At 72.5% G+C, this 11489-nt stretch carries 9 protein-coding genes and 1 riboswitch; of the genes, 5 read left to right on the forward strand and 4 right to left on the reverse strand.

Going from position 1 to position 11489, the window contains the following annotated elements; translation table 11 throughout:
* Positions 1 to 65: 65 nt before the first annotated feature.
* The 3 genes from ACFV4G_RS11150 to ACFV4G_RS11160 form a co-directional block, all read right to left on the reverse strand.
* Entirely contained in the window at positions 66 to 2822 is a 2757-nt protein-coding gene (locus tag ACFV4G_RS11150; RefSeq protein WP_380438853.1) for a BTAD domain-containing putative transcriptional regulator, read from the reverse strand.
* Between the two features lie 291 nt (positions 2823 to 3113).
* Positions 3114 to 3530: a hypothetical protein gene (locus tag ACFV4G_RS11155; protein ID WP_380438855.1), complete on the reverse strand. Its 417-nt coding sequence runs from the start codon at positions 3528 to 3530 to the stop codon at positions 3114 to 3116.
* 186 nt (positions 3531 to 3716) lie between these two features.
* A complete protein-coding gene (locus tag ACFV4G_RS11160) occupies positions 3717 to 4301 on the reverse strand; it encodes a TetR/AcrR family transcriptional regulator (RefSeq protein ID WP_380438857.1) in 585 nt (194 codons plus the stop codon).
* Positions 4302 to 4390: 89 nt separating this feature from the next.
* On the opposite strand from ACFV4G_RS11160, the gene ACFV4G_RS11165 reads away from it, so the two are divergent.
* From ACFV4G_RS11165 to ACFV4G_RS11175, 3 genes are all read left to right on the forward strand, one after another.
* A complete protein-coding gene (locus ACFV4G_RS11165; protein WP_380438859.1) occupies positions 4391 to 5191 on the forward strand; it encodes an SDR family NAD(P)-dependent oxidoreductase in 801 nt (266 codons plus the stop codon).
* Between the two features lie 291 nt (positions 5192 to 5482).
* Complete coding sequence (locus tag ACFV4G_RS11170) at positions 5483 to 6487, forward strand: alpha/beta fold hydrolase (RefSeq protein ID WP_380438861.1); 1005 nt, start codon at positions 5483 to 5485, stop codon at positions 6485 to 6487.
* A 318-nt stretch (positions 6488 to 6805) separates the two neighbouring features.
* Positions 6806 to 7588, forward strand: a complete 783-nt coding sequence (locus ACFV4G_RS11175; protein WP_380438863.1) for an oxidoreductase — start codon at positions 6806 to 6808, stop codon at positions 7586 to 7588.
* A gap of 100 nt (positions 7589 to 7688) precedes the next feature.
* Here ACFV4G_RS11175 and ACFV4G_RS11180 read toward each other — a convergent pair whose 3' ends face one another.
* A complete protein-coding gene (locus ACFV4G_RS11180; RefSeq protein WP_380438865.1) occupies positions 7689 to 8546 on the reverse strand; it encodes an SDR family NAD(P)-dependent oxidoreductase in 858 nt (285 codons plus the stop codon).
* Positions 8547 to 8776: 230 nt separating this feature from the next.
* Between ACFV4G_RS11180 and ACFV4G_RS11185 the strand changes: the two genes are divergently transcribed.
* Positions 8777 to 9631 carry a helix-turn-helix transcriptional regulator gene (locus ACFV4G_RS11185; protein ID WP_380438867.1) on the forward strand — a complete coding sequence of 285 codons (855 nt, stop codon included), beginning with the start codon at positions 8777 to 8779 and terminating at the stop codon, positions 9629 to 9631.
* 214 nt (positions 9632 to 9845) lie between these two features.
* Positions 9846 to 10020: riboswitch (M-box (ykoK) riboswitch) on the forward strand.
* Positions 10021 to 10398: 378 nt separating this feature from the next.
* Positions 10399 to 11489 (forward strand): NRAMP family divalent metal transporter (locus tag ACFV4G_RS11190; RefSeq protein WP_380438869.1); only part of this gene is annotated, 1091 nt, incomplete at its 3' end.

The raw sequence follows: 11489 nt of genomic DNA on the forward strand, positions 1-11489 counted from the left end.
CTCGCGTGAGCGAGGCTCCCCTGATGAGTGGCTGGCGACTCCCCGGGGAGCCCGAGGGGCAGAGCCTACGACGGTCCGCACTGCGCCAGCTGCGCCCGCACCCGCTCCACCTGCTTGGTCATCCGCCCCTGCTCGGTGGCGAGTTCGAGCGCCCGCTCCCAGTGCAGGCGGGCCTCGGCCGTGCGCCCGCGGTCGTACAGCACCTGGCCCATGACATCGGCGAAGTCGAACTCCGCGTGGGCGTGGTTGCCCTGGGCCCGGCCGAGTTCCAGCGCCCGGTGGATCTGCGTCACCGCCTCGTCCGGACGGCCGAGTTCGCGCAGCACCTGGGCGTGGGTCTTGGTCGAGATCACCAGGTACGGGTCCGTTTCCCGGCCCGCGAGCAGGGCCAGCGACTCCTCGATCGGGGCGAGGGCGTCGGCCGCCCGCCCGGCCAGCCGGAGGGCGTCGGCGAGGTTGTTGAGGGCCTGGGACAGCGACCGGTCGTCACCCGCGGCCCGGGCCTCGGCGACCGTCTCCGCGAATCCGTCCAGGACGTCCCCGGGCCCGCCGTGGTCGCTCATGAAGCTGGTCCGCATGCTGAGGTAGCGGTGCCGGAGCACCGGGCGGCTCTCCGGGTCCGCGACGGCCACCGCCCGCGCGGACTGCTCCAGGGCCTCCCGGCGCCGGCCCAGCCAGCCCAGCGACATGCTGTGGTTGGAGTACAGGTGCGGCCAGGCCCCGGCGGTGCCGGCGGCCTCGGCGGCGGTGAGCGCGAGCCGGGCGGCCTCCTCCCAGGCGCGGAACAGGCCCGCGTCGAGGTAGAGGTAGCCGGCGTTCTCGACCATCCGGCAGGCGTGTTCGTGCCGGCCCCACTGGCAGGCCAACGCGATCAGGCCCCGGACGGCCGATTCCTCGGCCCGGAACCACGCCAGCGCGTCCACCGAAGTGGCGAACTCCGGTGTGCCGCCCGACGACTGCTCCTCCGGTCGGTGGTGCCGGGCGTCCGGCCGGGCCAGGACCAGGCCGGCCGCCGTCGCGGCGAGGTAGTGGTCGAACAGCCGCGCCAGCGCAGCGTCCCGGGTCGCGGGCGGCAACTCCTCGGCCGCCTGCCGTGCGTACAGCCGCACGAGGTCGTGACGCTCGAACCGGCCCGGCACCACCTCCACCACCAGGTGCGCCAGGTGCAGCAGCTCCAGCGCCCCGGCCGCCGCCCGCGGGCCGGTGCCGGCCAGCGCGGCCGCAGCCGTGGTGTCGACCTGCTGCCCCGGGTGCACACCGAGCAGCCGGAACAGCTCCGCCGCCGGCGCGGGCAGCGTCCGGACCGTCAGCTCCAGCGCCGCCGCGACGCTCAACGCGCCCTGGGTGGCGAGCGCGGCCAGCCGGGAGCGCTCGTCCGCGAGCTCCCCGGCCAGCGTCCCGACGCGCCAGTGCGGCCGGGTCGCCAACCGCGAACCCGCGATCCGCAGCGCCAGCGGCAAGCCCTCGCACAGCTCGACCACCCGCTGCGCCGCCTCCCGCTCCGCCTCCAGCCGGGGCAGGCCCGCGACCCCGGCGAGGACGCCGAACCCGTCGTCGGCGTCCAGCGACGCGAGCGGAAGGGCGCGGGCGCCCTCGCCCACGACGAGTTCGGTGAGCCGGTGCCGGCTCGTCACCACGACGGCGCAGCCGGGCTCGCCCGGGAGCAGCGGGCGCACCTGTTCGGCGTCCCGGGCGTTCTCCAGGAGGATCAGCACCCGGCGGCCGCCGAGCAGACGTCGGTACGCGGCGCCGGCCTCCTCCTCGGTGGCGGGGATCGCGCCCTCGTCGGCGCCGAGAGCGCGCAGCAGTTCCGCCAGGGCCTCCTCCGGGCGCAGCGGCTCAGTCTCGTCGAAGCCGCGCAGGTTGACGGCGACGCGCCCGTGGGGGAAGGCGGCGGCGTGCCGGTGGGCCCAGCGCAGGACGAGTGCCGTCTTGCCGATGCCGGCCGGTCCGGTGACGAGCACCGGCGGGTGGGGTCCGCCGTCGCCCCCGAAGTGCTCGCTCAGCCGGGCGAGTTCGGCCTCGCGGCCGACGAACCGGCCGGGCTCGCGCGGCAAGCGGACAACGGTGGGGGCGCACACCTCGGAAGGGAGGGACCGCACCTGCGCCAGTGCCTCGCGCAGCGCCGGGCCGGGGTCAATCCCGGCCTCATCGGCGAGCCGGCGCCGGGCCTCCCCGTACACGGCGACGGCCTCGGCGGACCGTCCCTCCTGGTGGAGGCAGAGCACGGCGAGGCGGATGAGCGACTCGCGCAGCGGGTGCCCGGTCAGGGCGGCGGTCAGCTCGGCCGTCACCGACCGTCCCCGGCCGGCCCGCAGCGACCGCTCGGCGAGCTCCTCCAGTGCCTCGACCCGCAGCGTCTCCAACCGTTCGGCGGCGAGCCCACGGACCGCTTCCGAGCCGCAGCCGGTCAGCGCGGGCCCGCGCCAGAGCGCGAGCGCCTCGCGCAGCAGCGGCACGGCCACCGCGTCCCCGGCGGCGTCAGGGGCGTGCGCGCGGGCCTCGTCGAGGAGCCGCGCGAGCCGGTGGGCGTCGATCAGGTCCGGGTCGGTGTGCAGGACGTAGCCGGGAGCGCGGGTGTCGAGCCGGAGGCCGTCGGGGAGGAGCGTGCGCAGCCGGGCGACGTGTCCCTGGAGGGCGGCGCGCGCGGTGGACGGCGGGTCGTGGTCCCACGCGAGGTCGAGCAGCCGCTCGACCGGAACGACCCGGTTCGCCTCCAGGGCGAGCGCCGTCAGTACCGCCCGCCGCCGGCCCCCGCCGACATGGACGGGCTCGCCCTCGGCGGTCCGCAGTTCCACGGGCCCCAGCAGGAGAATCCGCACGCCACACCTGTGCCCTCAGTCCGTCCTCGGCCCCCTTCCTGCACCTTACTCATCGCTCCGGAACGGAACGAAGCAGGGAGCCGTGGCAGCCGTTCCCAGGGAATGCGGACGCCACGAGTGGCGCGGCGCTCCGTCAGGACCGGGACGAACACCCGGGCTGTGGCGTCGCGCAGTTCGGCGTAGGCACTTGCGAGAGGGCGTCCACGGTGGCCGGGGCGGCCCAGGGGGGAGAGATCTTGAGCCTGGCCGCCACCCGTCGCACCGCCTCCTTGTCCTCGGGCGAGGACCAGGTCACGGCCGCCCCGTCCGCTCGGGCGGGCCGAGTGCGTCGTCGGAGGGCCAGGGTCGGCCGTGGGGTTCGGGGGCCGTGTCACCGGCGTCGTGGCGTGGGCGCTTCGGTGCGCGCAGCGGTGTCGGGGAGGTGAGGGTCACGACGGCGAACTCGCCCGTGGCCCCTGACGCTTCGTGGCAGTCCAGTTCGAGCAGGCCCGCGTCGGCCAGGTCCTGGAGGGCCGTGCGCAGGAGGCCGGGTTCGACGCGCAGGGCCAGGGCCGCGGCCGTCACCGGGAACGTCGCCGTCCGGGCGAGGTGCTGCCGCGGATCGGCGATGAGGTCGACCAGCAGCCCGGCCACGATTCGCCCGTTCGGGAGCTCCCTGGCCCGCCGTGCCCAGTCGGCCGCCCAGTCCTCAACCGCCACCGTCTGCACCGGCTCACGTCCCTTCGGATCCGTCCGACACCCGGCCCCCGGTATCCGGCATTCTCCGGCCGCCCGGAGCGGATCGCCCGCCGGTACCGGGCCGCGTGCGCGTCTCGCCCGATTTTTGACCGAGAAGAAGGACTTGAGTGGCCCGTACATGACACTAACGGCTGTGCCGCTTGCCGGGCGGGTGCCTCAGCCGTCGCCCCTGACCGCGGTGAGGCACTGGTCGTAGAGGTCGGTCAGGTCGAGCCGGCCTTCGTGTTCGGCCCAGAGCTCGCTCGCCGTGTCGACGCAGGCGAAGACCGTCGCGACGATCGCCTTGGCGCGGGGGTCGGGCCCCTGGCCGGGGGCGGTGCCCAGTCGCGCCTGGACGATCGGGACGAGCTGGGCCTGCCAGTTCAGCCGCTTCTCGATGTAACGGGCGCGCAGGGACGGGGTGTTGAAGATCAGACGGGACAGTTCGAGCACTCGCTCGGGGGTGTGGTTGGCGGTGAGGACGGTCTCGAACCCGGCTCGCAGGGCGTCCCAGGCGGACACGGTGGCGGGCTGTTGCTCGACGGTCCGCTTCAGGAGCTCGCCGAGCGCGTCCTGGTCGCCGCAGACCAGGTCCTCCTTGGTGCCGAAGTAGCGGAACAGGGAGCGCTGCGACACGCCCGCCTCACGGGCGATCTGCGCGATCGTCGTCTGCTCGTAGCCCTGTTCGGCGAACAGCCGGACCGCCGTGTCGAGGATCTCCTGGACGGCGGCCTGCCGCGATCGGTCCCACAAGGTCGTCATGGGAACCCAGACTACCCCGCCTCTGGACAGTAGCTGCCTTTCTGGCATTAACTGCCAGCCAGGCAGTTACTGCACGCAAGGGAGTTGTCATGACAGCCGTCGACTACCACGGCCAGACCACGCTGATCACCGGCGCCAGCGCCGGTCTCGGTGCCGAATTCGCCCGCCAGCTCGCCGCCCGCGGCTCCGACCTGGTGCTGGTCGCCCGCCGCAGGGACCGCCTGGAGGCCCTGGCCGGCGAACTGCGCGACCGCCACCGCGTCCGGGTCCACGTCCTGGCGGTGGACCTGGCCGAGGCAGACCCCGGGCAGAGGCTGGTACGGCAGGTGGACCAACTCGGCCTGCACGTCACCAGCGTGATCAACAACGCCGGATTCGGCACCTTCGGCCTCTTCCACGAGGCCGACCCGGCCCGAATGCGGCAGGAAATCGCCGTCGACGTGACCGCGGTGGCCGACATCAGCCGCGCCTTCATCGAACGGTTGCGGACGGCGGGCCGAGGAGTCCTGGTCAATGTGGCGAGCATGGCCGCCTACCAGCCCAACCCGCGGATGGCGCTCTACGGCGCGACCAAGGCGTTCGTGCTGAGCCTCACGGAGGCGCTCTGGGAGGAGTCGCGCGGCACCGGGCTGCGGGTGCTGGCACTGTCCCCGGGCGCGACCCGCACCGAGTTCTTCGAGGTCGTCGGCACCGACCGGGCCGCCGGCGGCACGAGGCTCGCCGCACCCGTCGACGTGGTCCGCGCCGCCCTGGCCGCCCTGGACCGGCGGAACCCGCCGCCGAGCGTCATCGCCGGGCGCATGAACCGCGTCATGGCCTCCCTCGCCCGGCTGGCTCCCCGGCGGCAGGTCATCAGGGCCGTCGGCCGCATGACGGCCGCAGGGGCGTAGCGCGGAGGCGCGACGAGGCGCGCGGAGTCCGTCGTCGAGGAGCGACCTGGCGGCGGACCGGGTGGCGGGCCCATCGTCGGGCCCGTCCCCATGGGTGGGATCCCGGAGGACATCCGGCTGAAGCCGCGCGACCGTCGGACCAGCCAGGGGCTCCGGCCTGGTCCGCGGTCGGGGTCGGCGGGATTTGCTGAACCGGCAACAATGCTGGCTGCGGTCGCGGCACGGACGACAGGATCGGTTCGGACTGCGGCGCCGGTTCGGTGCCCGCGGATCGACGACCTCGGAGGATTCATGCCGCGACAGGCGCCGGAACTCACACACCGTCTGGTCTCCGCTCCGGCGGGCCGGATCCACCTGGTGGAACAGGGTGACGGGCCGCTGGTGCTCCTCGTGCACGGCTTCCCGGAATCCTGGTACTCCTGGCGCCACCAACTGCCGGCCTTGGCCGCCGCCGGATACCGGGCGGTCGCGATCGACGTCCGAGGGTACGGTCGCTCCTCCAGGCCCCAGGTTTCGACCGCGTACCGGATGCTCGACCTGGTCGAGGACAACGCGGCGGTGGTGCAGGCCTTGGGTGAGCGGTCCGCGGTGATCGTCGGGCACGACTGGGGCGCCACCATCGCGGCGAACTCGGCCCTGGTGCGGCCGGACCTCTTCCGGGCGGTGGGGCTGCTCAGCGTGCCCTACGTCCCGCGCGGCGGCCCTCGGCCGAGTGAGGTCTTCGGGCGGCTGGGCGGGGACGAGGAGTTCTACGTCTCCTACTTCCAGGAGCCGGGCCGGGCCGAGGCCGAGATCGAGCCCGACGTGCGCGCCTGGCTCGCCGGGTTCTACGCGGTACTGTCCGCCGACACCATGCCCGCGCCCCACGCGCCGGACCCGCACTTCGTCGCGAAGGACGGGACGCTGCGCGACCGATTCCCGACGGGCCGGCTGCCTGCGTGGCTCGACGAGGCCGATCTCGACGTCTACGCAGGGGAGTTCGAGCGGACCGGCCTGACCGGCGCACTGAACCGCTACCGGAACATGGACCGGGACTGGGAGGACCTGGCCGCCTTCGACGGCGCCCCGATTATCCAGCCGTCCCTGTTCGTCGGCGGCGGCCTGGACGCCTCCACCACGTGGCTGGCCGATGCGATCGAGGCGTTCCCCGCCACCCTGCCCGGCCTGGTCGCCTCACACGTGCTCGCCGGCTGCGGCCATTGGATCCAGCAGGAACGACCCGCCGAGATCAACCGAATCCTGACCGCCTGGCTCGCCGCCCTGCCTGACAGCGTCGCCCAGGGGATGATCCACTAGCGAGTGCCGAGAGGGGCCCGGCCCTGGTTGGTCTTCAATCTCGAAGACCGCGGCCGGGAGGCGGCAGCCGGGACTCTCTGGAATCCTGGCCGGGAAGCGCGGGCCGGGCACACAGCGAGGAGCCGCAATGTCCGGAGAGTTCGAGGACGCGGTTGAGCGGTCCTGACCCTGCTGCGGTCCGGGGCCGGTTTCCGGACCTGCCCATGCCCCAGCCGTTCGGCCTGACGGCGAGGCGTCCGCTCACCGGCGCCTCGCCGCCGTGAACGGCGCGGTCGCACCACAGGCCGCACTGCCGTTCCACCACCTGAGGAGTCCGTGATGGACCTGCGTCTCTCGGGCAAGGTCGCCGTCGTCACCGGTGCCAGCAAGGGAATCGGCCTCGCCGTGACGCAGGCACTCGCCGCCGAGGGCGTGAACGTGGTCGCGGTGGCGCGCGGCATCACTGGTCCGTTGACGGACCTCGCCCCGCGGGTGCATCCGGTCTCCGCCGATCTCACCACCGCGGACGGCCCCGCATCCGTGGTCGAAGAAGCGGTCTCCCGGTTCGGTGGACTGGACATCCTCGTCAACAACGTCGGCGCCGTACACCCCCGTCTGGCCGGGTTCGCGTCCGTCACCGACGACGACTGGATCCAGGCGCTGACGGTCAACTTCCTCGCCGCCGTCCGCACCACCCGAGCCGCCCTGCCCCACCTGATCGACCGGGGCAACGCCTCGATCGTGACGGTGAGTTCGATCAATGCGTTCCTGCCCGATCCGATGGTCATCGACTACTGCGCGGCCAAGGCGGCGCTCACCAACTTCTGCAAGGCCCTCTCCAAGGAGGTCGGTCCGCGCGGGGTGCGCGTCAACACGGTCAGCCCCGGGCCGGTGTCCACGTCGCTGTGGCTCGGCGACGACGGCGTCGCGGCGACGGTCGCGAAAGCGTCCGGTGGAAGCCCGGAGGACATCGCCCGGAGTGCCGCCGCGCAATCCGCGACCGGCCGCTTCAGCCTCCCGCGGGAGGTCGCAGACCTCGTCCTGCTGCTGGCCGGCGACCGGGCGGGCAACGTCACCGGGAGCGACTTCGTCATCGACGGCGGCCTCGTCCAGACGCTCTGAACCCGGCCGGCCCGCGCGACCCGGCAGAGCCGCGGACGTTCCGCCCGGCACGGACGCCCCGGCACCGGAGACGGACCGCGTCGGCTTGGGTCCAGGCAGCTCAGCGCTCGATTCCCGTCAGTGCGGCGGTCGCCCGCCACAGGGCCCTGGCCGTGGTTCCGTCGAGGCCGGCCCTGCCGGGCTTGCGCACGGTCGGGTGGCCCTTGATGCTGCCGAAGCCGTCCGGGCCGACGTAGGCGTTGCCGGGCACGTCCTGGGTCGCGGCGTACAGGGTGGGTAGGGCACCGTGTTCGGGATCGTTGAGCAGGAACCCGAGGCGGTTGACGACGTTGGCCGAGGAGTGGGCGGCCAGGGTCGTCGTGGCGATGCCGGGGTGGGCGAGCACCGACTTCACCCGGCTGCCGGACGCGGTCAGTCGCCGCTGCAGTTCCAGCGAGAACAGCACGAGGGCGAGCTTGGAGTCCCGGTAGGCGTTCATCGGGTGGTACCGGCGCGAGCGCCAGTCGAAGTCGTCCACGTTCAGCCTGGACTGCCGGTGCAGTTGGCTGGTCACGCTGACGACGCGGTCGGTCAGGTGCGGCAGGAGCAGATTGGTCAGGACGAACGGGCCGGTGTAGTTCGTCGCGGTCTGCACGTCGAGACCGTCGGCGGTCCGCGCCGCCGGGACGTCCATGACACCGGCGTTGTTGACGAGGATGTCCAGGTCGCCGGTCCACGTCCGGGCGAAGGACCGCACCGATCCCAGGTCGGCGACGTCCAAGTGCCGGACCTCGAACTCGCCGGGCATCCCGGCAACCGCCCGGCGGCCCTTGTCCGGGCTGCGCACCCCCAGCACGACGTGCGCGCCGACGCGCCCGAACTCGCGGGCCGCGATCAACCCGATGCCGCTGCCCGCGCCGGTGACGAGCACGGTCCTTCCGGTCAGGTCCGGCAGGTCGGCAGCCGTCCACTTGCTCATGAGCCCTCTCCCGTCTCGGTCGTCGCGGTGCCGGTCACCGCGGGTCCGCTCGTGGCGGAACGCCGTCGGATCGTTCACCTCCTCCAGTGGACGGCAGCCGGCAGCGCGGATGAAGGACGAGCCCAGCCACTGATCGGCAGTCAGTGGCTGAGCGGGCGCGCGGCTGCCAGGATGGGCGTACGGCAGCTCTCGACCGACGCCGGGGGAGCGCTCGACCCTGGGAGTGCCTGGTGGAGCAGACGGTGGACCGCACCTCGTTGGGTGCCTTCCTGCGGGTCCGGCGGGAGGCCTTGCAACCCGAGGACGTCGGACTGCGCCGCGGACCGCGCCGGCGCACCCGCGGGCTGCGCCGGGAAGAAGTGGCCGAACTGTGCGACATGTCCTGCGACTACTACGCCCGCCTGGAACGCGGCAGCGGGCCGCAGCCGTCCCAGCAGATGGCGGCGGCCATCGCCCGCGGCCTGCGTCTCACCCCCGAGGAACGCGATCACCTGTTCCTGCTGTGCGGACACGGCGCCCCGCAGCGGCAGCTGCGCGGCGAGCACGTCGGCCCAGGACTGATGCGCGTCCTGGACCGGCTGCAGGACACCCCGGCCCAGATCATGGGCCCCCTCGGCGAGACCCTGCTGCAGACGCCCCCCGCCGTGGCCCTGCTCGGGGAGCAGACCCACTACACCGGAGCCGCCCGAAGCGCCCCCTACCGCTGGTTCACCGATCCGACCGCCCGCGAGCGCTACCTCCCCGACGACCACGAGCTCAACAGCCGAGTGAACGTCGCACTCCTGCGGGCCGCGGCCACCCGGGAGGGACCCCGGTCGCCCGCCGCCCGCCTCGTGGCGAGCCTGGTGCGCGAGAGCGGGGAGTTCGCGGCGCTGTGGGACCGCCAGGAGGTCGGCCTGAGGTGGAGCGACGCCAAACGCTTCGTCCACCCGAGTGTCGGGCGCCTCGACCTGTACTGCCAGACCCTTCAGGACCCGGACCAGTCCCAGTCCCTGCTCGTCTTCACCGCGACACCCGGCAGCGACAGCCACGAGAAACTGGCGCTGCTCAACGTCCTCGGCACCGACAGCTTCCCGGCCGGCTGAACAAGGCCACCTTCACGCGCGGGCCCTCGGCAGCTTGCTCGACCGCTCGCCGGCTACGTGCTGGTCTACTACGCGGTCCGCGAGGTGAAGGAGATTTTCTCCAGCGAGCACTGAGCGGCACCGTCGCCATCGTTTGCTCAAGCCCTGTGCGTCAAGATTAGGCAAAGGTGGTCGGCGCGCAGCTCCACAGGGTCTACGCTTTACGAGGTTTGAACAGGCACCTCGTTCGGTGAGGCGTCTTCACGGACACAGGCCACTGACCCGACGACGTCGAGAGACGCCCAGGTTCAGGACAGATCTTCCCGACCTAAGGGTTGATCCCAAGTGGCTTCCCCCGCAAGGGGGATCACGCCGTGAAGTGCCAAAGCTCTGACGAGTTGGGGTGTACCGGTCGCCTTCGTGCGCCGGGACGCTCCTTGCCGTGTCGCGATGCGGCGCACAGTCGGTGCGCCCCCCGGCCGGGAGGAGGCGAGAAACATGGACTGCAGTAGTCCGGGCCACAGTTGCCCCTACCCCCGCATGCTCTCGTACACCTCCGGCACGCGGTAACAACCTTTCCTGCGAACGCCCCATCAGACGCTGCGTCATGCGCTCGACCATGCCATGACCCAAGCGACCTGACGCACCGTCATGCCCGCACGACGCCCGAGCCCGGCCCTGTCCCGGCTCGCGCCGCCGTGCGGCCCGGTGCCGTGCGTCCGCAGGGAGGATTACTGCTGCGTGCCCCCTTATGGCCCCCTCAAGGCAGGGGGCGGGGAGGACCCACCATGGCAGACGTCATGCTCGACCCGAAGGTTCCCGCCGCTCGCAGCGCGGTGCTGGACGACGCGCACATCGGTGACATCAAGGGTGCCCTCGGCACCATCAGGCTGGACGACGACGCGCCCCGCCAGGGGCTCTCGGTGCGGCTGAAGACCCTGCTGGCGATCATCGGCCCGGGCCTGATCGTCATGGTCGGCGACAACGACGCCGGCGCCTTCTCCACCTACGGCCAGGCCGGCCAGAACTACGGCACCCAGCTGCTGTGGACCCTGCTGATGCTGGTCCCGGTGCTGTACGTGAACCAGGAGATGGTGCTGCGCCTGGGCGCCGTCACCGGTGTCGGCCACGCGCGGCTGATCCTGGAGCGTTTCGGCAGGTTCTGGGGCGCGTTCAGCGTCATCGACCTGTTCCTGCTCAACGCCCTGACCCTGGTGACCGAGTTCATCGGCGTCACCCTCGCGGCCGGCTACCTCGGCCTGCCGAAGGTCGCCTCGGTGGTCCTGGCCGCCGCGATCATCATCGCCTCGGCGTTCACCGGCTCCTTCCGGCGCTTCGAGCGGGTCGCCGTCACGCTGTGCGTCGGTTCGCTGCTGCTGGTGCCGATCTACTTCATGGTCCACCCGAAGACCTCGCAGATGGCCCACGACTTCGTGGTGCCGAGCATGCCGGGCGGCTCGGGCCAGCTCGCGGCCGTGATGCTGGTGATCGTCTCCATCGTGGGCACCACCGTCGCCCCCTGGCAGCTGTTCTTCCAGCAGTCGTACGTCATCGACAAGCGCATCACCCCGCGTTTCATGAAGTACGAGAAGATCGACCTGTGGATCGGGATCGCGGTGGTCATCATCGGCGCCGCCGCGATGATGGGCCTGACCGCCGCCGCGTTCGCGGGCACCGACGGTTTCGGCCAGTTCTCCGACGCGGCCGCCGTTGCCAGGGGCATCGAGGACAAGGCCGGCCGCCTGGCGGGTGTGCTGTTCGCCATCGCGCTGCTGGACGCCTCGATCATCGGTGCCTTCGCGGTCTCGCTGTCCACCGCCTACGCCATCGGCGACGTGTTCGGCATCAAGCACTCGCTGCACCGCGGCGTGAAGGGCGC

The sequence above is a fragment of the Kitasatospora sp. NPDC059747 genome (assembly GCF_042732955.1).
GTDB lineage: Bacteria > Actinomycetota > Actinomycetes > Streptomycetales > Streptomycetaceae > Kitasatospora.

Excerpts from the sequence above, each read along its gene's own strand:
- ACFV4G_RS11160 (WP_380438857.1), bottom strand. The coding sequence starts at position 4,301 with ATGACGACCTTGTGGGACCGATCGCGGCAGGCCGCCGTCCAGGAGATC.
- ACFV4G_RS11165 (WP_380438859.1), top strand. The coding sequence starts at position 4,391 with ATGACAGCCGTCGACTACCACGGCCAGACCACGCTGATCACCGGCGCC.
- ACFV4G_RS11170 (WP_380438861.1), top strand. The coding sequence starts at position 5,483 with ATGCCGCGACAGGCGCCGGAACTCACACACCGTCTGGTCTCCGCTCCG.
- ACFV4G_RS11175 (WP_380438863.1), top strand. The coding sequence starts at position 6,806 with ATGGACCTGCGTCTCTCGGGCAAGGTCGCCGTCGTCACCGGTGCCAGC.
- ACFV4G_RS11180 (WP_380438865.1), bottom strand. The coding sequence starts at position 8,546 with ATGAGCAAGTGGACGGCTGCCGACCTGCCGGACCTGACCGGAAGGACC.